Annotated in this window: 20 protein-coding genes; 5 read left to right on the top strand and 15 right to left on the bottom strand. The window is 71.8% G+C overall.

Annotated elements, in window-relative coordinates; all coding sequences use genetic code 11:
• Positions 1-2: 2 nt before the first annotated feature.
• The 3 genes from TNCT1_RS25000 to TNCT1_RS24990 all read right to left on the bottom strand — a co-directional run bounded on the left by TNCT1_RS25000 (position 3) and on the right by TNCT1_RS24990 (position 3,497).
• A complete protein-coding gene (locus TNCT1_RS25000) occupies positions 3-341 on the bottom strand; it encodes a P-II family nitrogen regulator (RefSeq protein ID WP_100828472.1) in 339 nt (112 codons plus the stop codon).
• Positions 338-1,687: an ammonium transporter gene (locus TNCT1_RS24995; RefSeq protein WP_143635998.1), complete on the bottom strand. Its 1,350-nt coding sequence runs from the start codon at positions 1,685-1,687 to the stop codon at positions 338-340. The genes TNCT1_RS25000 and TNCT1_RS24995 overlap by 4 nt, the downstream gene beginning before the upstream one ends.
• A gap of 331 nt (positions 1,688-2,018) precedes the next feature.
• Positions 2,019-3,497, bottom strand: a complete 1,479-nt coding sequence (locus TNCT1_RS24990) for a hypothetical protein (RefSeq protein WP_143636155.1) — start codon at positions 3,495-3,497, stop codon at positions 2,019-2,021.
• 457 nt (positions 3,498-3,954) lie between these two features.
• Here TNCT1_RS24990 and TNCT1_RS24985 point away from each other — a divergent pair, with 457 nt between their 5' ends.
• Positions 3,955-4,617 (top strand): bifunctional DNA primase/polymerase, encoded by a 663-nt coding sequence (locus tag TNCT1_RS24985; protein ID WP_143635996.1) that lies wholly within the window; start codon positions 3,955-3,957, stop codon positions 4,615-4,617.
• Positions 4,618-4,766: 149 nt separating this feature from the next.
• On the opposite strand, the gene ftsY is transcribed toward TNCT1_RS24985, so the two are convergent.
• Positions 4,767-5,969 carry a signal recognition particle-docking protein FtsY gene (ftsY, locus tag TNCT1_RS24980; protein ID WP_143635994.1) on the bottom strand — a complete coding sequence of 401 codons (1,203 nt, stop codon included), beginning with the start codon at positions 5,967-5,969 and terminating at the stop codon, positions 4,767-4,769.
• A 170-nt stretch (positions 5,970-6,139) separates the two neighbouring features.
• Here ftsY and TNCT1_RS24975 point away from each other — a divergent pair, with 170 nt between their 5' ends.
• Together TNCT1_RS24975 and TNCT1_RS24970 are read left to right on the top strand one after the other, a co-directional pair.
• Positions 6,140-7,612 (top strand): cytosine permease, encoded by a 1,473-nt coding sequence (locus tag TNCT1_RS24975; protein WP_143635992.1) that lies wholly within the window; start codon positions 6,140-6,142, stop codon positions 7,610-7,612.
• A gap of 94 nt (positions 7,613-7,706) precedes the next feature.
• Positions 7,707-8,678 (top strand): LLM class flavin-dependent oxidoreductase, encoded by a 972-nt coding sequence (locus tag TNCT1_RS24970; protein WP_143635990.1) that lies wholly within the window; start codon positions 7,707-7,709, stop codon positions 8,676-8,678.
• 139 nt (positions 8,679-8,817) lie between these two features.
• Here the strand turns inward: TNCT1_RS24970 and TNCT1_RS24965 are convergent, their stop codons facing one another.
• From TNCT1_RS24965 to TNCT1_RS24940, 4 genes are all read right to left on the bottom strand, one after another.
• Positions 8,818-10,236, bottom strand: a complete 1,419-nt coding sequence (locus tag TNCT1_RS24965) for a sugar porter family MFS transporter (protein WP_143635988.1) — start codon at positions 10,234-10,236, stop codon at positions 8,818-8,820.
• A 226-nt stretch (positions 10,237-10,462) separates the two neighbouring features.
• Positions 10,463-14,323, bottom strand: a complete 3,861-nt coding sequence (locus tag TNCT1_RS24960) for an AAA family ATPase (protein ID WP_143635986.1) — start codon at positions 14,321-14,323, stop codon at positions 10,463-10,465.
• A gap of 257 nt (positions 14,324-14,580) precedes the next feature.
• Complete coding sequence (locus TNCT1_RS24950; protein ID WP_143635984.1) at positions 14,581-14,784, bottom strand: hypothetical protein; 204 nt, start codon at positions 14,782-14,784, stop codon at positions 14,581-14,583.
• A gap of 381 nt (positions 14,785-15,165) precedes the next feature.
• A complete protein-coding gene (locus tag TNCT1_RS24940; RefSeq protein WP_143635982.1) occupies positions 15,166-15,447 on the bottom strand; it encodes an acylphosphatase in 282 nt (93 codons plus the stop codon).
• A gap of 181 nt (positions 15,448-15,628) precedes the next feature.
• Here TNCT1_RS24940 and TNCT1_RS24935 point away from each other — a divergent pair, with 181 nt between their 5' ends.
• On the top strand, positions 15,629-16,726 hold the full coding sequence (locus TNCT1_RS24935) for a CAP domain-containing protein (protein WP_143635980.1): 1,098 nt from the start codon (positions 15,629-15,631) through the stop codon (positions 16,724-16,726).
• Positions 16,727-16,830: 104 nt separating this feature from the next.
• On the opposite strand, the gene TNCT1_RS24930 is transcribed toward TNCT1_RS24935, so the two are convergent.
• Positions 16,831-17,415 (bottom strand): flavodoxin family protein, encoded by a 585-nt coding sequence (locus TNCT1_RS24930; protein ID WP_143635977.1) that lies wholly within the window; start codon positions 17,413-17,415, stop codon positions 16,831-16,833.
• 135 nt (positions 17,416-17,550) lie between these two features.
• Here TNCT1_RS24930 and TNCT1_RS24925 point away from each other — a divergent pair, with 135 nt between their 5' ends.
• The gene (locus TNCT1_RS24925; protein WP_143635975.1) at positions 17,551-17,949 is read left to right on the top strand and encodes a helix-turn-helix domain-containing protein; all 399 of its coding nucleotides are present in this window, start codon (positions 17,551-17,553) and stop codon (positions 17,947-17,949) included.
• 73 nt (positions 17,950-18,022) lie between these two features.
• On the opposite strand, the gene mutM is transcribed toward TNCT1_RS24925, so the two are convergent.
• The 6 genes from mutM to coaD all read right to left on the bottom strand — a co-directional run bounded on the left by mutM (position 18,023) and on the right by coaD (position 22,427).
• Positions 18,023-18,880, bottom strand: coding sequence for a bifunctional DNA-formamidopyrimidine glycosylase/DNA-(apurinic or apyrimidinic site) lyase (gene mutM / locus TNCT1_RS24920; protein ID WP_143635973.1), 858 nt, complete (start codon positions 18,878-18,880; stop codon positions 18,023-18,025).
• Positions 18,881-18,962: 82 nt separating this feature from the next.
• Positions 18,963-19,754, bottom strand: coding sequence for a ribonuclease III (rnc, locus tag TNCT1_RS24915; RefSeq protein ID WP_174266439.1), 792 nt, complete (start codon positions 19,752-19,754; stop codon positions 18,963-18,965).
• Between the two features lie 8 nt (positions 19,755-19,762).
• Positions 19,763-19,936: a 50S ribosomal protein L32 gene (rpmF, locus tag TNCT1_RS24910; RefSeq protein ID WP_003951102.1), complete on the bottom strand. Its 174-nt coding sequence runs from the start codon at positions 19,934-19,936 to the stop codon at positions 19,763-19,765.
• A 2-nt stretch (positions 19,937-19,938) separates the two neighbouring features.
• Entirely contained in the window at positions 19,939-20,583 is a 645-nt protein-coding gene (locus TNCT1_RS24905) for a DUF177 domain-containing protein (RefSeq protein ID WP_143635969.1), read from the bottom strand.
• A gap of 146 nt (positions 20,584-20,729) precedes the next feature.
• Entirely contained in the window at positions 20,730-21,890 is a 1,161-nt protein-coding gene (locus TNCT1_RS24900; protein ID WP_143635967.1) for a cell division initiation protein, read from the bottom strand.
• Positions 21,891-21,947: 57 nt separating this feature from the next.
• Positions 21,948-22,427, bottom strand: a complete 480-nt coding sequence (gene coaD / locus TNCT1_RS24895) for a pantetheine-phosphate adenylyltransferase (RefSeq protein ID WP_216856682.1) — start codon at positions 22,425-22,427, stop codon at positions 21,948-21,950.
• Between the last annotated feature and the right edge of the window lie 21 nt (positions 22,428-22,448).

Genomic DNA, 22,448 nt, shown 5'->3' with positions numbered 1-22,448 from the left:
TGTCAGAGCGCGTCCGGGCCGCGCTCGCCGGTGCGGACCCGTACGGCAGTCTCCACCGGCAGCGACCAGACCTTGCCGTCACCGATCTTGCCGGTCCTGGCGGCCTTCACGATGACCTCGACGAGCTGCTCGGCGTCGTCGTCCTCGGCCAGCACCTCTATGCGGATCTTGGGAACCAGGTCGACGGTGTACTCGGCACCGCGGTAGACCTCGGTGTGACCCCGCTGACGCCCGTAGCCGCTGGCCTCGGTGACCGTCAGACCGTGGACGCCGAAGGCCTGCAGGGCCTCCTTGATCTCGTCCAGCCGGTGCGGCTTGACGACGGCGGTGATGAGCTTCATGCGTCCACCTTCTTGGAGGGCTTGGGGGCCGGGGCCGGGCCGGGAGCGGGGGCGGCGGAGCCGATGACGCCGCCGCCGGTGCCGCTGAAGTCGTAGGCGCTCTCGGCGTGCTCGGCCTGGTCGATCCCGGAGATCTCCTCGTCCTCGGTGACCCGCATGCCGATCGTCCTGTCGACCAGGAAGGCGAGGACCGCGGAGGCGACCAGGGAGTAGGCGAGGACCGCGAAGACACCGGCGCACTGCTTCCACAGCTGGTCGAAGGAGTGGTCGCCGTAGAAGACGCCGGTCGCGTCGGACTGGCCCTTGCCGGTGGCGAAGAAGCCGATGAGCAGCGAACCGATGATGCCGCCGACCATGTGGACGCCGACGACGTCGAGGGAGTCGTCGTAGCCCCACTTGAACTTCAGGCCGACGGCCGCGGCGCAGGCGACACCGGCGATGGCGCCGACGGCGATCGCGCCGAGCGGGGAGACCGCGCCGCCGGACGGGGTGATCGCGACCAGGCCGGCCACCGCGCCGGAGGCGGCGCCCAGGGTGGTGAACGCGCCGTGACGGATCTTCTCGTAGGCGAGCCAGGCCAGCATGGCGGCGGCGGTGGCGACCTGCGTGTTCACGAACATCAGCGCGCCGACGCCGTCGTCGTTGCCGAGCCAGGAGCCGGCGTTGAACCCGAACCAGCCGAACCACAGCAGACCGGCGCCCAGCATGACCAGCGGCAGGCTGTGCGGGCGCATCGGGTCCCGCTTGAAGCCGACCCGCTTGCCGATGACCAGGATGACGCCGAGGGCCGCGGCGCCGGCGTTGATGTGGACCGCGGTGCCGCCGGCGAAGTCGATCACGCCGAGCTTGTAGGCCCAGCCGTCGGCGCCCCAGACCCAGTGGGCGACCGGGACGTAGACGATCGTGGCCCACAGCGCGATGAACAGCGACCAGGCCGAGAACTTCACGCGGTCGGCGAGGGCGCCGCTTATCAGGGCCGGCGTGATGATGGCGAACATGAGCTGGAAGACCATGAAGACGAAGACCGGGATCGTGTAGCCGTCCCAGAGTTCCGTCAGCCCGATGTTGCTCAGGCCGAGCCAGTCGGCGTTCCACCCGATCAGGCTGGATCCCGAGCCGAAGGCGAGGGAGAAGCCGTAGAGCACCCAGAGGATGGTGATGATGCCCATGCTGATGAAGCTCATCATCAGCATGTTCAGGGTGCTCTTGACGCGGACCATGCCCCCGTAGAAGAAGGCCAGGCCCGGGGTCATGAGCAGCACCAGGGCGGAACAGATGAGCATGAAGCCTGTGTTCGCGGCGGACAACTTGGGTGCCTCCGCGGCAAGCGTGATGGCTGGTGCCATCGGCGTCTCCTCGTCGGTTGGTACGGCCCCGTGCGGGCGGTGCCTGAGCGGTCCGGTCGGGTGAGGGGTGGGCCGGTTATGCGCCATGAGACTGGCGCAGCGCGGTTTCGGCGGAAGCCCCTCGCTGTTTCGCCGGGGTGACGAAGGCGCCCTGCGTGTTACGCGTCGGTGAAGAGCGGGATGTCCGGCTGCGGGATCGTTATCGTGGCGCAACCTCCACGGGAGCGAACGAACCGGCCGCGGCGGACCTCTCCGATGACCTGGCGCGGGGGAGCCGAGTCGGGCGGTTCGGGAGGCCCGGCCGCGGCCGGGGCTTGCGGGTCCTGCCAGGTCAGACGGCCTCCGCGGCCTCCGGCAGGTCCACGGCGAGCTGCTCGGAGAGGTCGGCGACGGCCGCGAGGTCGCCGAAGTCGCGCACGGCGGTGTCGACCGTCTTGCGGATGCGGGTGTTCACCCGCTCGGAACGCACCTTCTTGGCGACCCGCATGGCGTCGCAGGCGAACCGGGTGCTCTGCTCGGGCTCGCGCCGCAGCAGGTGCACGGTGGCCAGGCCGATCAGGTTCAGCGCGTACGACCGCTGGTGCTCGCGGTCCTCGGCGAACAGTTCGACCGCGCGCTCCATCAGCGGCTGCGCCAGCGAGGCGTAGGCGGGGCTGCGGCCGGCAACGTAGGCGAGGTCGCGGTAGGAGTGCGAGTTCTCCGCGAACAGCTCGGCCTCGGAGAAGAAGCGGATCCAGTCGGGGTCCGGCTCGTCCCACTCGTGGACGTCGGCGAAGGTGTCCTCGGCCATGCGGACCGCCCGCTTGCACTTCCCGGGCTGGCCCATGTTGGCGTAGGCGCGGGCCTCCATCGCATACAGCATGGCCTGCGTCCGCGGGCCGGCGCAGTCGCGGCTGCCGTACTGCGCGAGGTGGATCAGCTCCAGGGCGTCGTCGGGCCGACCGAGATGGATCATCTGGCGGCTCATGTTGGACAGGATGTAGGAGCCGAGCGGCTTGTCGCCGGCCTCCTTGGCGGCGTGCAGCGCGAGGACGAAGTACTTCTGCGCGGTGGGCTGCAGGCCCACGTCGTACGACATCCAGCCCGCGAGTTCGGCGAGTTCGGCGGCGACCTTGAAGAGCCTGCGGCCGGTCGCCTCGGGCTGGGGTTCCTGGAGCAGGTCGGTGACCTCGTGCAGCTGGCCGACGACCGCCTTGCGGCGCAGGCCGCCACCGCACTGGGCGTCCCACTGGCGGAACATCCGCGTGGTGGACTCCAGCAGTTCCAGTTCGGGTTTGGACAGCCGGCCCGGCCTGCGGGAGTCGAGAGCGGTCTCCGGCTCCGGCTGCGAGGGTGAGGAGGGGGCCGGGACGAGCCAGCGCTGGAGGGGCTCGACGAGGGAGGGGCCGGCGGCCAGGGCCAGCGAGGTCCCGAGGAACCCGCGCCGCGCCAGCATCAGGTCGCTGCGTGAGAACTCGCTGAGCAGGGCCACCGCCTGCGGACCCGTCCAGGGCAGGTCGACGCCGGACGCGGAGGGTGACTGGCGGACGGCGCGCAGGCCGAGGTCCTCGATGGAGACGACGCAGCCGAAGCGCTCGGAGAAGAGCTCGGACAGGATCCGCGGGATCGGCTCGCGAGGGTTCTCGCCGTCCAGCCAGCGGCGCACCCGCGAGGTGTCCGTGGAGATGTGGTTGGCGCCCAGCTGGCGGGCCCGGCGGTTCACCTGGCGGGCCAGCTCGCCCTTGGACCAGCCGCTGCGCACGAACCAGGAACCGAGCAGGTCGTTGGGGCGCTTGTCAGCGTTCGTCCCGCTTCCGCCGTTGCCGCCCACTGGCACGCCCCCATCCCTGAGACCACTTGTCCGCCGAGTGCGCCAAGCCCTATCAGAATGCCGGTAAATAAGGCCTCGCGTCCGCCGGTTCTCACCCTTCGAACGAACCGGCGGCTTGCCTCCGGCATACCCGCGAGAGCATGTGCCCCCACGTCTCGCACACTCACAGTAATCCCACGATCACCCGTCCAGCCATGGCGAACCCGGAAACGCCACCATTCGCCACCCCTTCGAATGAACTCCCGGTCGGCTGGGCGCGATTCACTTGACATAGGACGACAGGACGCCGGTGGGGTGATGCACGCGGGGGCGCACAGCCTTCCCCGCGCCACCCACGACGCTTCGACGCGCCGCCCCCGCTTCCCGGAGCGAGTGGAACCGCAGCCGTAGCGTCACGTTCCGCTTCCGTCTCGTTCCGCGCCGTGACCAACGGTGCGCCGGACCCGTTGGAGGGGGCATGGGCTTCACGATCGGCGGCATTCGCGAGATCCGCTCCGGCACGCGTCGGCGCGGCCGTTCGTCGGACTGCACCGCCGTCGCCGAGTTCACCGGACTGTGGGGCTGGGACGTGGTGCCGGGCGCCCGGGCCGCGTCTGGCGCCTGCTCCTGCGGTCGCACCGGCTGCCCGGCCCCGGGCGCGCATCCGCTGGACTTCGCGCCGCCGGTGCCGGCCGGCGCCACGCTCGGCGAGGTGAGCAGGGCCTGGGCGGATTTCCCGGGCGCCGCCGTGATGCTTCCCGTCGGCCGCGCGTTCGACGTCATCGAGGTGGCCGAGGCCGCGGGACGCCGCGCCCTGGTCCGGCTGGAGCGGATGGGCCTGCCGCTCGGCCCGGTCACCGCGACCCCCGAGGGGCGCGCCCACTTCTTCGTCGCCCCCGGCGCCGCGGCCGACCTGCCGCGGCTGCTCTACCGCCTGGGCTGGGACGACCCGTCCGCGCTCGACCTGCGCGGCCTCGGCGCGGGAGCGCACGTCACCGCGCCGCCCTCCGACCGGGGCGGCCTCGGCCCGGTGCGCTGGCTGCGCTCGCCCGCGCTGGACTCGGCGTCCCGGCTGCCGGCCGCCCGGCTGCTGCTGGGCACGCTGGCGTACGTGGCCCACCGGTCACGGGCGCGGGCCTGAGCGGCCTCCCCGCCTACGGACCCTGCCCGTGAACGCCCTCGCCGCCGCGCCGGCGGCCACGCGCGGCGGGCCGGAAAAGGGCGAAGCGCCCGCCCCACTGTGCTGGGGGCGGGCGCTTCTTGGATCCGGCGGGTGAGCACACCCCGTCGTCAGTCACCGATGAGCGCATCCACGAACGCCTCCGGCTCGAACGGCGCCAGGTCGTCCGCGCCCTCGCCGAGACCGATCAGCTTGACCGGCACGCCCAGCTCGCGCTGGACCGCGACCACGATGCCGCCCTTGGCGGTGCCGTCGAGCTTGGTCAGCACGATGCCGGTGATGTCGACGACCTCGGCGAAGACCCGGGCCTGCACCAGGCCGTTCTGACCGGTGGTGGCGTCCAGGACGAGCAGCACCTCGTCCAGCGGCGCGTGCTTCTCGACCACGCGCTTGACCTTGCCGAGCTCGTCCATGAGGCCGGTCTTGGTGTGCAGCCGGCCGGCGGTGTCGATGAGGACCACGTCGACCCCCATCTCCTTGCCCTCCTTGACCGCGTCGAACGCGACGGAGGCGGGGTCGCCGGCCTCGGGGCCGCGCACGGTGTAGGCGCCGACGCGCTCGCCCCAGGTCTGGAGCTGGTCGGCGGCGGCGGCCCGGAAGGTGTCGGCGGCGCCCAGCACCACGGTGCGGCCGTCGGCCACGAGCACCCGGGCGAGCTTGCCGGTGGTGGTGGTCTTGCCGGTGCCGTTGACCCCGACGACCATCACGATGCCGGGCTTGCGGCCCTCGGGCTCGGTCCGCACCGCGCGGTCGACCTCCGTGCCGACCAGCTTGAGCAGTTCGTCGCGCAGCAGGCCGCGCAGCTCCTGCGGGGTACGGGTGCCGAGCACCTTGACCCGCTCGCGCAGCCGCTCGACCAGCTCCTGGGTGGGCTGCACGCCGACGTCGGCGGTGAGCAGGGTGTCCTCGATCTCCTCCCAGGTGTCCTCGTCGAGGTGCTCGCGGGACAGCAGCGTGAGCAGGCCCTTGCCCAGGGCGTTCTGCGAGCGGGAGAGACGGGTGCGCAGGCGGATGAGCCGCCCCGCGGTGGGCTCCGGGATCTCGATCTCGGGAGCCTCGACGGTGGGCGGCTCCTCGACGACGACCGGGGCGGGGCCGCCGGGAAGATCCACCTCCTCGATCGTCCGGCGCGGTTCGTCGCGCGGCGTCTCGGCCTCTTCGCCGACGTGCGGCTCGGCCGGGGGCGCGGTGATGTCGGGCGTCCTGGGCGGTGGCGGGGGCAGCTGCTTGTGGCGCCGGCTGCCGACGATGAGCCCGCCGAGCGCGCCGAGCACGACCACGGCGATGACTACAGCAAGGATGATGGTTTCCATAACTGGTCCAGTATCGGCCATGGGTGCGCCGCCGCCGGGTTCGTGGCTTCCTCCGAGAGACAAAAGCCACTGGAAGGCAGGAGTCGGATCAAAGTACGATGGTATTGGCTCCGTCTGCGCGCGTAGAGTCCCCGACGTCCCCCTCCCCCCACCCCGAGGCACTCTCTTCCATGAGCAAGACAGCCGAGGCCGAAGGCGCTCTCGAGACCCGTGGCATCGAGCAGGTACCCGACCACGAGCGGACCGCGAAGACCCGCGAGCTGTTCCCGACCTGGGTCGGCGCCAACATCAGCGTGCTGCTGCTCACCATGGGCGCGAGCCTGGTGGTGGCGTACGGCCTGAACATCTGGCAGGCCCTCGTCGTCGCGGCCGCCGCGCCGGTCGTGGCCTACGGGCTGGTCGGCCTGATCGGCATCGCCGGCAAGCGGGGCGGCGCCCCGGGCATGGCGCTGTCGCGCGCGGTGTTCGGCCAGCGCGGCAACCTGCTGCCCGGGTCGCTCATCTGGGTGGCGCGCTGGGGCTGGGAGACCATCAACGCGGTGACCGGCGCCTACGCCATGCTCACCATCCTGGACATCGTGTTCGGTGTCAGGGCGAACAGCGTGCTGGACATGGTGATGCTGCTGGCCTTCGTGGTCGCGACCTTCGCCATCTCCGGCCTCGGCATCAACGCCGTGCAGAAGTGCAACAAGTACGCGACCTATGTGTTCGGCGTCTTCTCCGTGCTGGTCCTCGGGTACCTCGCCGTGCACACGGACTGGTCGAAGGTCATGGACCACGGGGCCGGCTCCACCGCCGCGGTGATCACCGGCGTCGGGATGATCGCGGCGGGCGGGGTGAGCTGGATCCCCTCGGCGCCGGACTTCACCCGCTACCTGCCGCGCACCGCGTCGTCGAAGGCGATCGTGGGCACGGCGGTGGGCGGCGCCGGGATCGTCGTGCTGCCGATGGTGCTGATGGGCGCGGTCATGGCGGTGTCCACACCCGACCTGGCCTCGGCGGCCGACCCGGTGTCCTTCCTCGGCGAGATCCTGCCGACGTGGATCGCGGTGCCGTACCTGCTCATCGCGCTGATCGGCATGCTGCTGATCAACTCCATGTCGATGTACTCGGCCGGTTTCACCGCGCAGACCCTGGGCTTCCGGGTGCCGCGGCACTGGGCGGTCTCGGTCAACGCCGTGATCTCGCTGGTCTTCGGCGGCGTGCTGATGCTGGTGGCGACCAGCTTCATGGGCTCTTTCATCGCCTTCCTCTCCCTGCTGGCGGTCGCCTTCTCGGCCTGGGTCGGCGTGTTCGGCGCGGACATGCTGCGGCGCACGGAGTACGACGGCCGGGCCATGGCCGACACCACGCGCACCAGCGCCTACTGGTACCGGGGCGGCTTCTCCCCCGCCGCGGTGGCGTCCTGGGCGGTCGGCCTCGTCGCGGGCCTGCTGTTCACCACCTCGGACTGGTTCACCGGCCCGCTGGCGAAGAACAACGTCGTCGGCGAGTACGGCCTCGGCTGGGTCGCCACGATCGTGATCTCCGGGCTGCTGTACACGGCCCTGCCCAAGCCGGCGGTGGCGCACCCGGCGGAGGCCGCCGGGACGGACGCCGCACTCGCGGAGTCCGCCGAGCAGCCCGCGACCGCCGGCGTCTGACCGCGGCTCGCCCGGCCGGGCCGGGTCGCCGTCGAACTGACGCACCGCCAGCTAGCGTCCCCCTGCACACCCACCGGCGAAGGGGGACGCAGCCATGTCCGTCACGGTCGTACGGTTCAACCTGGCCGAGCCCGGCGCCACCCCCGCCTCCCTCTCGGCGCGCTACCGGGCCGCGCTGGAGATGGCCGCGCACGCCGACGAGCACGGCGTCACCACCCTGCAGACCGAGGAGCACCACGGCGCGGACGACAACTGGCTGCCGTCGCCGTTCGCCTTCGCGGGCGCACTGCTCGGGGCGACCCGCCGCATCGCGGTGACGGTGGCGGCGGCGATCGGCCCGCTGCACGATCCGCTGCGGCTGGCCGAGGAGATCGCCGTGCTGGACCTGCTGAGCGGCGGACGGCTGGTGACGGTGGCCGGCATCGGCTACCGGCCCGAGGAGTACGCCCTGTTCGGCGTGGACTGGCGGCGGCGCGGCCGGCTCCAGGACGAGCTGCTGGAGACCCTGCTGAAGGCGTGGACCGGCGAGGAGTTCGAGTACCGCGGCCGCACGGTGCGGCTCACCCCGCGCCCGTGCACCGAACCCCATCCGCCGCTGCTGGTCGGCGGTTCCTCCCGGGCCGCCGCCCGCCGGGCCGCCCGGCTCGGTCTGCCGTTCTTCCCCAGTGCGCACCTGCCGGAGCTGGCGGCCTACTACGAGGAGCGGCTCGTGGAGCACGGCACCGAGGGCTGGGTCCTGATGCCCGCCGCCGAGAGCCCGCTGCTGCACCTCGCCGAGGACCCGGAGCGGGTCTGGGCGCAGTACGGCCGGCACTTTCTGCACGAGGCGCGGACGTACGCCTCCTGGCAGCCGGACGGGACCGGGTCGGCGGTGCGGTCGGCGGCGACGACCGTGGCCGGGCTGCGCGCGGAGGGCGTCTACCGGGTCCTGACCCCCGAGCAGTGCGTGGGGCTGGGCCTGGAGAACCTGGTCCTGCACCCGCTGGTGGGCGGGATGCCGCCGGCTGAGGGCTGGCGGAGCCTGCGGCTGTTCACCGAGCGGGTGGTGCCGGCGCTGCGAGGCTGACTCCGGCGGGGAAGGCCGGGCCGGGCCGCTCCGCGAACGAAGCCGCCCCCGCTCGGGCAGTGACCGAGCGGGGGCGGCAGGGGTTCGAGGAGAGGGGCAGCGGGGACTTGGCCCTTCTCCTCGGGTCCGGGTGGGGCGGTTACCCCATCTCCTCCAGCGCCTTGCCCTTCGTCTCCTTGACGAACTTCAGGACGAACGGGATGGAGAGCGCGGCGAAGACCGTGTAGATCACGTACGTGCCGGACAGGTTCCAGTCGGCCAGCGACGGGAAGCTCGCGGTGATCGCCCAGTTGGCGATCCACTGGGCGGCGGCGGCCACGCCGAGCGCGGCGGCGCGGAGCCGGTTGGGGAACATCTCGCCCAGCATGACCCAGACGACCACGCCCCAGGACAGGGCGAAGAAGAGCACGAAGACGTGGGCGGCGATCAGGGCGATCCAGCCCTGGGCCGCGGGCAGCTTGCCGTCGACGAGGTTGTACGAGAACGCCCAGGCCTCCAGCGCCAGACCGACGGCCATGCCGACGGAGCCGATGAGGGCGAGCGGCTTGCGGCCGATGCGGTCCACGAAGATCATCGCGATCACGGTGCCGACGATGTTGATGATCGACGTCGTGAAGGAGTAGAAGAACGAGTCCGTCGGGTCGACGCCGACCGACTGCCACAGCGTCGAGGAGTAGTAGAACGCGACGTTGATGCCGACGAACTGCTGGAACACCGACAGGCCGATGCCGATCCAGACGATCGGCTTGAAGAAGAAGCCGCCGCCGAGCAGGTCCTTGAAGGTGGACCTGTGCTCGCTCTTCATCGCGTGCTCGATCTCGGCGACGCGGGCGTCCAGGTCCACGCCCTTGCCCTCGACCTCGGCGAGGATCTCGCGGGCGCGGGCTCGCTTGCCGACGGAGAGCAGGAAGCGGGGGGACTCGGGGATCGCGAAGGAGAGCAGGCCGTAGAGGGCGGCCGGGACGACCATCACGCCGAGCATGACCTGCCAGGCCTCCAGGCCCATCAGCTGTCCGCGCTGGTTGCCGCCGGCGGCGTTCAGCAGACCCCAGTTGACGAGCTGGGAGATGGCGATGCCGACCACGATGGCGGCCTGCTGGAAGGAGCCGAGCCGACCGCGGTAGGCGGGCGGGGCGACCTCGGCGATGTAGGCCGGGCCGATGACGGAGGCCATGCCGATGGCGAATCCGCCGACGATGCGCCAGAAGGCCAGGTCCCACAGCGCGAAGGGCAGCGCGGAGCCGACGGCGCTGATCGTGAACAGCACGGCGGCGATCTGCATGCAGCGGATGCGGCCGATGCGGTCGGCGATCCGGCCGGCCGTCGCGGCACCGATGGCGCAGCCGATCAGGGCGACGGCGATGACCTGCGCCAGGGCCGCGGAGCCGATGTCGTAGCGGTCGCGGATGGCCTCGACGGCGCCGTTGATCACGGAGCTGTCGTAGCCGAACAGGAAGCCGCCCATGGCGGCCGCCGCCGCGATGAAGATGACATGCCCGAGATGATCGGGGTGAGCCGTTCTGGCTCCTGGCTGAGGTGCCTGCTCTGTGCTGGTCACGAATAACTCCTCGGGCCACGGCAACGCTGCCGCGTGGGGGTGAGCCCTTACAGGTATCCCGTGGTGCCGCGTTCACACCACTTAGACCTGAAGGTAAAAGCAACGTTGCAGAGACTATGCCTTCAAGTTTCGAAGTCAATAGTCGAACGGCTGTGAGCTTGGAGACGCACTACAGCACCCTGTGTTCAGAAGGTGAACACAGGGTGAGTTGATCTTGACTGTGAACTCAGCGGAGACGCTGCGAGATGACCTTCGACACGCCGTCGCCCTGCATGGAGACGCCGTAGAGCGCGTCGGCGACCTCCATGGTGCGCTTCTGGTGCGTGATCACGATGAGCTGCGAACTCTCCTGCAGTTCCTGCATGATCCGGATCAGCCGCTGGAGGTTGGTGTCGTCCAGGGCGGCCTCGACCTCGTCCATGACGTAGAACGGGCTGGGCCGGGCCTTGAAGATGGACACCAGCAGCGCCACGGCGGTCAGCGAGCGCTCGCCGCCCGACAGCAGGGACAGCCGCTTGACCTTCTTGCCCGGCGGACGCGCCTCCACGTCCACGCCGGTGGTGAGCATGTTGTCGGGGTCGGTCAGCACCAGACGCCCCTCGCCACCGGGGAAGAGCCGGCTGAACACGCCCTCGAACTCCCGGGCGGTGTCCCGGTAGGCCTCGGTGAAGACCTGCTCGACACGCTCGTCCACCTCCTTCACCACCTGAAGGAGGTCGGCGCGGGTCTTCTTCAGGTCCTCGAGCTGCTCGCTGAGGAACTTGTGCCGCTCCTCCAGCGCCGCGAACTCCTCGAGCGCCAGCGGGTTGACCTTGCCGAGCTGCTGGTAGGCGCGCTCGGCGGCCTTGAGCCGCTTCTCCTGCTCGGCCCGCGCGAACGGCCGGGGCCGGTTGCGGGGGTGCTCCGGGTCCTCGGGCAGCTCCTCGCCGGCGGCGGGAGGCGAGGGCGGCACGAGCAGGTGCGGGCCGTACTCCGCGACCAGCACCGCCGGCTCGACGCCCAGTTCCTCCAGCGCCTTGGTCTCCAGCTGCTCGATCCGCAGCCGCTTCTCGGCGCCCAGCACCTCGCCCCGGTGCACCGAGTCCGTCAGCTTGTCGAGCTCGGACTTCAGTTCGCGGCCGGTGTTGCGGGCCGCGGTCAGCTCCTGCTCCCGGCGGGCCTTCGCGGCCTCGGCGGCGGCCCGTTCCTCCTCCGCCCGCCCGAGGGACACCTCGACGTGCGCGAGCAGTTGCCGGGCGCCGGAGGCGACGGCCTCCGCCACGGCGGCCTCGTGCCTGAGCCGGGCCCGCCGCTGCTCGGCACGCGCGCGTGCCTCGCGCTCCGCGCGCGCGGCCCGGTCCAGGGAGTCCGCGCGGCCCGCGAGGCCCCTGACCCGTTCCTCGTGCGTACGGACCTGGAGGCGGGCCTCCATCTCGGTCTGCCGGGCGTTGGCGCCGTCGGCGGCGAGCCGGTCCCGCACCGAGCCGTCCGGCTCCTCCTCCACCGGCAGTTCCTCGGCGACGGCCAGCCGTTCGGCCAGTTCCTCGGCCTCCAGCACGGCCTTGTCCAGCGCCTCCTGCGCGCGTGCGGCGGCCGCTGCCGACCGCTCGGCCTCCCCCGCGGCGCCCCGCGCCTGCCCCGCGAGCCGCCCGAGCTGCTGGGCGACGGCCGACTTCTCCCGGTCCGCGGCCCGGCGCCGCTCCCCCAGCTCCTCCACGAGCGCGGCGGCCGCGGTGCGCCGCTCGGCCGCTTCGTGCTGGGCCCCGGTCAGCTCCTCGCACCGGACGGCCAGCTTCGCGAGCTCGGCCGCCGCCTCGTCCACCGAGGCCTGCACCTCCAGCAGGCTGGGCGCGCCGGCCGAACCGCCGTGCGCGAAGTGCGCGCCGAGCAGGTCGCCCTCGGCGGTGACGGCGGTCAGCCCGGGGTGCGCGTCCACCAGGTCCTCGGCGTCCTCCAGGGTCCCCACGACGACGATCCCGCGCAGCAGCCGCCGCACGGCGGGCATGAGCCCGGCGGGGCCCCGCACCAGGTCGGCGGCGCAGGGCGCGGCGACCGGGCGCCCTTCACCGGCCGCGCCGGCGGAACCGTCCACACCGGCCGGCGTCCGGGTCTCGTCGGCGTACGTTCCGCTCGTCGAGCCGGCGTACGGCCCGCTCGCGCCTTCGGCGGCCGTCGAGCCCGTCCCTTCGGCATTCACCCCGGCCGGTGTCCGGGTCCCGTCGGCGTGCGTTCCGCTCGCGCCTTCGGCGGCCGTCGCGCCCGTCCCGTCGGCGTACGGCCCGCTCGCGCCAACCGGGGGGCCGGCCGCGTCGGTCGTTCCGGCCGGGTGGCCGGCCGTGTCGCCGGGAGCGCCGGTGTCGGGTGTGGCGTCGCCGGTGGTGTCCTGCCGGGTGTCCGTCAGGAGCAGGGCGGCCCGGCCCCCGTCCTGTTTGCGCAGGAGGCGGATCGCCTCGGCCGCCGCGGCCGGGGACGTCACGGCGACGGCGTCGGCCGCCGCGCCGAAGGCCGCGGCCAGCGCCGTCTCGTGGCCGGGGGCCACCGTGAGCAGTTCGGCGGCCGGGCCAAGGACTCCCGCAACGCGGTCCCGGGCGCCCAGGAGGATGCCGGTGCCGTCCTTGCGCCGCAGGCCGAGCGCCAGCGCGTCGTGCCGGGCCTGGGTGGCGGCGCGCCGGCGTTCCGCCGCGGTGGCCGCCTCGCGGGCCGCGGTCAGCGCGGACTCGGCCCCGGCCAGCTCCCGCTTCGCCGTCTCGTGGCGTTCGGCGAGGTCGGCGTCGTCGGCGTCGAGGCCGTCGACCTCCGCCTTCAGCGTCTCGTACTCCTCCTGGGCCCGGACCGCTCGCTCCTGCGCCTCGTCGCGGCCGGCGGCCAGCCGGTCGATCTCGGCCTGGGCCGAGGCGGCGCGCGAGCGGGCCGCGTTGACCTGCCCGGAAAGACGGGCCAGGCCTTCGCGGCGGTCGGCGATGGCGCGGGCGAGGTCCTTCAGCCGGCGTTCCTCCACGGCGAGTTCGCGCTCCAGTTCGGCGCGGTGGGCGACGGTGTCGTCCAGGGCCCGCTGGGCTGCCTCCAGGGCCGCTTCCAGCTCGGCCTCCTGCTCGCGGACGCGGGCGGCCTCGCGCTCCATGTCCTCGGGGTCGCGGCCGCGCCGCTCCTCGGGGGGCGCGGAGGTGGCGCTCTTCACGCGGGCGTCGGCGAGCGAGACGGTGCCGCGGACCCGCTCGGCGAGCTGGGACAGTTCGTACCAGGTCTGCTGGGCGCGCTGCAGGCGCGGCGCGAGCTGCCGTACCTCGTCCTCCAGCCGGGCCTCCCGCTGGAGCGCCTTCCGCAGTTCCCGCTCGGCGCTCTCCTTGCGCTCCTTGAGGGCCGCCTCGTCGGCGATCTCGGACTTCAGCGCCTCGCGCAGGCGTACGAGGTCGTCGGCGAGGAGGCGCAGCCGGGCGTCGCGGAGGTCGGCCTGGATGACGGCGGCCCGGCGGGCCACCGCGGCCTGCCGGCCGAGCGGCTTGAGCTGGCGGCGCAGTTCGTCGGTGAGGTCCTGCACGCGCGCGAGGTTGGCCTTCATCGCGTCGAGCTTGCGCAGCGCCTTCTCCTTGCGCTTGCGATGCTTCAGGACCCCGGCGGCCTCCTCGATGAACGCCCTGCGTCCGGTCGGGTCCGCGTGCAGGACGGAGTCGAGCTGGCCCTGGCCGACGATGACGTGCATCTCGCGGCCGATACCGGAGTCGGAGAGCAGGTCCTGGATGTCCAGCAGACGGCAGGTGTCGCCGTTGATCTGGTACTCGCTGCCGCCGTTGCGGAACATGATCCGCGTGATGGTGACCTCGGCGTACTCGATGGGCAGGGCGCCGTCGGAGTTGTCGATGGTCAGGGACACCTCGGCGCGGCCCAGCGGCGGACGGCCGGTGGTGCCGGCGAAGATGACGTCCTCCATCTTGCCGCCGCGCAGCGACTTGGCGCCCTGCTCGCCCATGACCCAGCTGAGCGCGTCCACGACGTTGGACTTGCCCGAGCCGTTCGGACCGACGACACACGTGATGCCCGGCTCGAACCGGAGTGTGGTCGCGGAGGCGAACGACTTGAACCCGCGGAGGGTCAGGGCCTTGAGGTGCACGCCGCCGGACTCTACCCGCCGCCGCTATCTCACTCCACGGACACTCGCAACCGCGCGGTTTCGCCATTGAACACGCCGGGCACACCAGACGTTGAAGACGGTGAAAGGATGCACGGGGGAAAGACGCGAGGGAAAGAAAGAAGGGACGCCGAAGCGTCCCTTGCAACTCTGGCGACCGGATCGCGGCCGCCGACCATTAGTGCGGTTGATACGGGCACCCCAACCGCTGCGAATGCTGTTGTGGAGCGGCGCAGCGATCAGGTGAGCGCAGGCTCCGCCTGGTGTGCGTCGATGCTCTCCATGATCCTGCCCTGAGAAGCGGCGGCCGCCAGCGCGTCGTTCTCCGCCTGGATCCGTACGAGCTCGGACTCCAGGTCCTGTACGCGCTGCTGAAGCCGTCGCATCTCGGCGAGGAGTCGAGGGTCGGAGCCGCCGACGTAACCGAGAAGCGCCTTTGCCATGATGGATGGTCCTCCACAATGAGTGACCGACCGATGCGGTGTGGGTCGTGAGGGATTCGCACCCGCGGTGCTTGACACACTCGAGTGTTGCTCTGCGTTCCTACATGCCAAACAGCTAAGGTGCGCGGGGCTTTCAGCGTCTCACCAAAAAGTTTGACGGTCAACACGATCACGCCCCGTATTGGCGGGCGAACCCGGTGCGCGCGGCCGCCGGACGGCGGCGCCGCGTCTCCTGCGGGGCCCTGGGGACGTGACGATCAGCTGTACCTGCGGAGCCTGCCATGCGGCGCCCTTCTTGGCAACCACCAGCCCGTTTCCGCTGCGGGCAGGTGCCAGGGGCAGGTCCCCGGGCGGTTGCCCGGAGGGCGGCACAGAATCGGTTCACCGGATGGCGAAGCCGTCGTAGCCGCCGCGGGGTGTGTCCCAGATCTCGGTGACGCCGTCGACGCGTCCGGGCGTGTCGCCGTCCTCGAGCCAGTCCAGCAGACTCTCGCACCCCGTCCGGGCCCCCTCGGCGACCACCTGGACGCGACCGTCGCCCAGATTGAGAGCAAAACCACTCAGGCCGCCGATCTCCAACGCCCTGGCCCGCGTGAACCAGCGGAAACCCACACCTTGGACGTGTCCCCGCACCCAGGCGACCAGTCGAACATCCTCGCTCATGGGTGCAACCTAACCGGCCGATGTCGCTCGGGACACATCCCGCCCCAGTGGCATGCGGTACCGTCCGGACCCAATGAATCTCATCTGAAACTCACTCTTTCGAGTGGGTGGGGTTGACCATTCGGAGTCGCTCACCACCGTGGCGCCGGGTCGACCGCGAGACGAGGAAGAGGGCAAGGGCATGGGACGCCACCGACGCTCCGCCGCCGGCCGCGCCGCCACCGGCCGGGCCACCGGGATCACCCAGACGCACCACTCGGCCGCGGACGGCGAGGACCGGTGGGAGTCCGCCCCGGGCGACCACGCACCCCTGGGCATCGCGCCGTACCTTCAGCCCGAGGCCTACGCCGAGACCGCCGCCCGGAGCACCGCCTACCTGTACGCGGTGGACGACGAGCCCGCGCGGGCGCCCGGCGGCGACGGCTTCTCCCCGGCCGGCGGTCCGTCCCAGGGCCACCGGCGCAGGAAGAAGGCGGCCGCCCCCGTGCGCACCGGGCTGCTCGGCGTCTCCGCCGCCGTCGCCCTCGGCACCGTGGCGGTGGCCACCGGCGCGGTGCCCGGCCTGGAGAACTACCGGCTCGGCGGCGGCACGAACACCACCGGCGGCGACCGGGTGCAGGCCGCCGCCTCCCCCGGCAACACGGCGTCCGAGCAGGGCGGCGACTCCGGCAGCGCGGAGAGCCGCGGCGGCGGCACGGCAGCCGGCCCCGACACCGCCCGCCCGGCCTCGCCGCCCCCGTCCGCCTCCGCCTCCAGGTCCCCCTCGGCCTCCTCCACCCCGACGAAGGCGCCGTCGCGGAAGCCCTCGCCCACCGCCAAGGCCCCCGAGCGCACGAGCACCCCGTCGCGCACGGCGTCCACGGGACCGAAGCAGACGTCCGCGCCGGTGACGGTGTCGGCGCAGGCCGCCGTCGAGGCCGAGGTGCTCAAGCTGGTCAACGAGGAGCGGGCGAAGGTCGGGTGCAGCGCGCTGTCGGCGAACTCCTCGCTGACCGCGCTGGCCGAGGCCTTCAGCGACGACATGGCCGCGCGGGGCTTCTTCGACCACACCGACCCGGACGGCGCCACCCCCTGGGACCGGGCCGCGAAGGCGGGCATAACCGATCTCGGCGGCGAGAACATAGCCCGCGGCCAGGCGGACGCGGCAGCCGTGATGGAAGCCTGGATGAACAGCCCCGGCCACCGCGCCAACATACTGAACTGCGACTTCAAGACCCTCGGAGTCGGCGTGCACCTGGGCTCGGGCGGCCCTTGGTGGACGCAGGACTTCGGCTACTGAGACTCCCGCGGTTCAGCGCCCTGCCGGCAGCCGTGTCGTTCCCGGGGACCGCGGCGGCGGTGAGCTCGTCGCCCTCCCCGGTCGCGGCCGGTGGCTGACCGGGGTCAGGCCGCGGCGCGGCCGCGGGTCAGGACGCGGGCCGTCTCGGTGACCCGGCGGCCCAGGTGTTCCGCGGTGGCGATGTCCGCCTTGTGCACGGCGTCCGGGCCCTCGTCCACGTTGGTCTGGGCGGCCGCGCCCGCGAAGACGCCGAGGCGGTTGAGGTCGTGCTCGGAGGCCTCGCTGCTGTTCCAGCCGGGGAGCAGGCCCAGGTTGACCCAGTGCATGCCGTGCTGCCCGGCGAGGATCTGGAAGAACTGCAGCGTGTGCAACTTGTCGCCGCTCTTGGAGCCGGAGTTGGTGAAGCCGGCCGCCAGCTTGTCCTGCCAGTCCTGGCCGAACCAGCGCTTGGAGGAGGCCTCGGCGAAGACGTGGAAGGCGCCGGACGCGGTGCCCATGTAGGTGGGCGAGCCGAAGACGATCGCGTCGGAGCGGTCCAGCGTCCGCCACTGCTCGTCGGTGATCTCGTCGACCTTGATCAGGTGCACCTCGGCGCCGGCCTCCACGGCACCGGCCCGGACGGCTTCGGCGAGCACGGCGGTGTGACCGTAACCGGAGTGGTAGGCGATGGAGACGACGGGCGTGGTCATGGGGACTCCAGGAGGTTGCGAGAACTTGCGGGAAGTTGCTCGGGTGGGCAGCTCAGTGACGATGGCGAAAGGAAAGCACTAACTTCTGGTTAGTGCAACCTAGTGGTGAGCGCTGCGCTCGCGTACGCTTGTGGTATGAGCAACGACCGGCAGCCCGTCATCGAGGACGACCTCGCGTTCAACGTGTTCGCCAAGGCGTGCCCCTCGCGCGGCACGCTCGAGCACGTCACGGGCCGCTGGGGCGGGCTGACGCTCGGCGCGCTGCACGAGGGCTCGCTGCGCTTCAACGAGCTGCGCCGCCGCGTCGACGGTGTGAGCGAGAAGATGCTGTCCCAGACGCTGCACGCGCTGGAGCGCGACGGTCTGGTGCACCGGGAGGCGCAGCCGACCAATCCGCCGCGCGTGGACTACGAACTGACCCCGCTCGGCCACCGGGTCGCGGAGCGGCTGCTCGCCCTCATCCACCTGGTGGAGGGCTCGATGGACGACGTGCTCGCCGCCCGCACGGCCTACGACGCGCGGCAGCTCCGGTAGCACCGGCGGCGGCCGCGGCCCCCGCCGGCCCGTGTGGCCTGGGCGGGCGGCGGCAGTCCGGGGCAGTCGCCGGCTACTGGCCGCGCGGCGCCCGCTGGCACTTGGGGCAGAAGTAGCTCGACCGGTTCATCCACGGGCTGCGCCGCATGGGCGTGCCGCACCGCCGGCAGGGCAGGCCCTCACGGCCGTACGCGTCCAGCGACCGGTCGAAGTAGCCCGACTCGCCGTTGACGTTGACGTACAGGCTGTCGAAGCTGGTGCCGCCGACGGACAGGGCCGCGTTCATCACGTCCCGGACGTGGCCGAGGAGTTCGACGGTGCGCGGCCGGGTGAAGCCGGCCGTGGGGCGCTCGTAGTGGACGCGGGAGCGCCAGAGCGCCTCGTCCGCGTAGATGTTGCCGACCCCGCTGATCAGCGACTGGTCCAGCAGGGCCCGCTTGATGGTGGTGCGCTTGCGGCGCAGGGCCAGGTGGAAGGCCTCGTCGTCGAACAGCGGGTCCAGGGGGTCGCGGGCGATGTGCGCGATGACGTCGGGCAGGCCGGCCGGGGTGTTGTCGTGCAGCGAGAGTCCGCCGAAGGTCCGCTGGTCGACGAAGCGCAGCTCGGTGCCGAGGGAGTCGGCGAACCGGACCCGGATGCGCAGGTGCTTCTCGTCCACCGCCTCGTGCGGCTGCACCAACAGCTGGCCGCTCATGCCGAGGTGGGCGAGGACGGACTGGTTCGTCTCCTCCAGCGGCAGCCACAGGTACTTGCCGCGCCGGCTGGGCGTGCCGATGTGGTGGCCCTTCAGGCGGTGCGCGAAGTCGTCGGGGCCCGCGACGTGCCGGCGCACGGCACGCGGGTGCAGCACCTCGACCTCGGCGACCGTGCGGTGGGCGACCCACCGCTCCAGACCGCGCCGGACGACCTCGACCTCGGGCAACTCGGGCATCGTGACCCCCGGGGGAACGTGGGATGAAGGCGAGCGCCCGCCCCGGCGTGAACGGCGGGGCGGGCGCTCGGTGTTGCTCTCGTCAGGCGGGCGCGGACGACGTGTCGTCGTCCTGGACGGCCTCCTCGGCCGCCTTGGCGCGCTCGTCCGCGGCGGCCCGGATGGCCCGCCAGGCGGACTCGGCGGCCTGCTGCTCCGCCTCCTTCTTGCTGCGGCCGGTGCCGGTGCCGTACGAGACGCCTCCGACGCGGGCGGCAGCAGTGAAGGTCTTCTCGTGATCCGGGCCGGTCTCCGTGACCAGGTACTCGGGGACGCCGAGCCCTTCGGTCGCGGTCAACTCCTGGAGACTGGTCTTCCAGTCCAGGCCGGCGCCGAGATTCGAGGACTTCTCGATCAGCGGGTCGAACAGGCGGTGCACCAGTTCGGAGGCCGCGTCGAGGCCCTGGTCGAGATAGACCGCGCCGATCACCGCTTCAAGGGTGTCGGCGAGGATGGACGCCTTGTCCCGGCCGCCCGTGCCCTCTTCACCCCGGCCGAGCCGGATGAAGGCGCCCAGGTCGAGGCCGCGGCCCACCTCCGCCAGCGCACGCGAGTTGACCACCGCGGCCCGCAGCTTGGCCAGCTGGCCCTCGGGCAGGTCGGGGTGGGTGCGGTACAGCGTGTCCGTGACGACGAGGCCGAGCACGGAGTCCCCGAGGAACTCCAGCCGCTCGTTCGTCGGCAGACCGCCGTTCTCGTACGCGTAGGAACGGTGGGTCAGCGCACGCACCAGAAGGGCGGACTCGAGCTGATAGCCGAGCCGCCCTTCCAGAAGCGTGTGGGACGAGGCCTGGTTTTCCGTCGCCTTCTTGGGACTGGACACAGTGCCTCTCACCAGCCCGCTCAGACTTCGAGGACCTGGCGCTTGTTGTAGGTGCCGCAAGACGGGCACGCGATGTGCTGCTGCTTGGGCTCGTGGCAGCGCTCGCACGCAACCAGGGTGGGGACCGCAGCCTTCCACTGCGACCGGCGGTGGCGCGTGTTGCTGCGCGACATCTTCCGCTTCGGAACAGCCACGGCTACTTCTCCTGCTTCTCGTCGACGCCCGCTTCGGCGCCGCTCATCTCGTCCTTCTCGCCGTCCTGCATGGTGCCGGCGAGTCCCTGCAAAGCCGCCCAACGGATGTCGACGGCGTCGTGGTGGTGGTCCGGGTCGTCCGCGAGCCGTGCTCCGCACTCGGAGCACAGGCCGGGGCAGTCTTCCTGGCACACCGGCTGCATCGGCAGTGCGAGCACCACCGCATCGCGCAGCAGAGGTTCGAGGTCGAAGAGTCCGTCCTCGAGGTAGTACCTGTCCTCGTCGTCCTCGGCGTCGTCGCCCGGTTCCGCGATCACGCGGCCCCGGTCGTCGGCGTCAGGGTACGAGAACAGTTCCTGGAAGTCCGCTTCGAGCTCCAGCCCGAGCGGCTCCAGACACCTTACGCACTCCCCCTCGGCCTGTGCACGGGCGGTGCCTGTGACGAGCACCCCTTCCATGACCGACTCGAGTCGGAGTTCGAGCTCCACCGGGGCGCCTTCCGGCACTCCGATGACTCCCTGCAGACCGAGGTCCCTGGGGGCGTCGACCGTGCGGGTCAGGCGCTGCAGCGCGCCAGGACGCCGACCCAGCTCGTGCGTGTCGAACACGAGGGGGTTGCGGTGGTCTAGGCGGGCGTTGGAAGCCATTCCTGCTTTCGATCTTCGAACTCGGAGGGCCCGCCGCCCGTCGGTGTTCGGGGCAGCGGTGATCGCGGACGTACGCGCGACCGAAGAGCCAGGATACTGGACCTTTCGCTCACGGCCCAATCCGGTCCCGGCACCCGGGCTCGGGGCTACAGTCCGCGCCCCTGTTCGTACGCCCGCAGCTGCTCCGCGCTGATCATGCCGGTGTCGAAGAGGCTGGTCTCGTCGAGGGCGTAGCCCTGCTGGTCGTGCGGCTGGTGGGCCTGCTGGGACTGCTGGGCGCCCTGCGGGTCGTAGGCGCCCTGCTGCGGGTCGTACCCGGCCTGCTGGTGGTCGTACGAGCCCTGCTGGGGGTCGTAGCCGCCCTGGTAGGCGTAGGGGTCGGCCTGCTGGTAGCCGTACTGGTCCTGCTGCGCGTAGTCCGGCTGCTGCGGGAAGCTCCCGTAGGGGTCGGGCTGCTGCTGGGCGGAGGCGCCCGCCGGGGCGTAACCGGAGGCGGGCGGGTAGGCCGGCTGCGGCTCGTACGACGGCTGCGGCGGCTGGGCGGGCAGCGGCGGCTGCTGGGCCGGCGCGGGGCGCTCGGCCGGGGTGTCGGCCAGGGCCGCGAGGTCGGCCAGGTAGTCGGCGTCGCTGGAGTGCTGGAAGGTCGTGGTGTCGTCGGCGAGGGCGCCGAGGTCGTCCGTGGCGATCCGGCCGTGCAGCTTCTGCCGGCCGCGGCCGACGGCCTCCAGGGTCTTGGCGAGCACCGCCTCGAAGGCGCCGAGCTTGACATCGACGTACGCGTCGGCGTTCTGCCGCAGGGTCTGCGGGTCCTGGCTGCGCTCGGGCGCGTCCTCGTCCTCGTAGCCGTTCTCGTCCAGGCCGGGGCCGGTGCCGAGCAGCTTCTCGCGGCCGCGGCCGACCGAACCCAGCGTCTTGGTGAGCACGACCTCGAAGTTGGCGAGCTTGGAGTCGACGTAGTCGTCGGCCTCGGCGCGGATCTCCTCGGCCTCCGCGCGGGCCTCGGTGAGGATCCGGTCGGCCTCCGCCTGGGAGCGGCGGGCGATCTCGGTGCCGGCGATCAGCGAGCCGCGCTCGGCGTGGGCGTCGCCGATGATCCGCTCGGCCTCGGCGCGGGCCTGCTCGACCATCTGCTCGCGGTCGCCGATCAGCTCCTGGGCCTGCGCGAGCGAGCCGGGCAGCGCCTGGCGCACCTCCTCGAGCAGCGCGAGCAGCTCGGCGCGGTTGACCACGCACGAGGCCGACATCGGCATGGACCGGGCGCCGGTGACCGCGGCGACGATCTCGTCGAGCTTCTTCTGGACGTCCACCTGTGCTCGCCACTCTCTACAGCTGTGTTGGAGACGGACGGGACGACTGTAGTCCCATCAGCCCTTGCGCAGACGCCCGTTCAGGGCCTCGAGAACGGCGGGCGGCACCAGGTGGGAGACGTCGCCGCCCCAGGCCGCGACCTCCTTGACCAGGGAGGAGGAGAGGAAGCTGTAGGTGGGGTTGGTGGGCACGAACAGCGTCTCGACGCCGGTGAGGCCGTTGTTCATCTGGGCCATCTGCAGCTCGTAGTCGAAGTCGCTGACCGCGCGCAGGCCCTTGACGATGGCCGGGATGTCGCGCTGCTTGCAGAAGTCGACGAGCAGCCCGTGGAAGGCCTCGACCCGGACGTTGCCGTACTCGGCGGTGACCTCGCGGATCAGCTCGATCCGCTCGTCGATCTCGAACAGGCCCTTCTTGGACTGGTTGATCATCACCGCCACGTAGACCTCGTCGTACAGACGCGAGGCGCGGGCAATGATGTCGAGGTGTCCGTTGGTGATCGGGTCGAACGACCCGGGACAGACGGCGCGGCGCACTTGTGATCCCTCGCTCTCCGG

This window comes from Streptomyces sp. 1-11, assembly GCF_007176755.1.
Taxonomy (GTDB): domain Bacteria; phylum Actinomycetota; class Actinomycetes; order Streptomycetales; family Streptomycetaceae; genus Streptomyces.
This window is presented reverse-complemented; position numbering and strand designations above follow the sequence as displayed.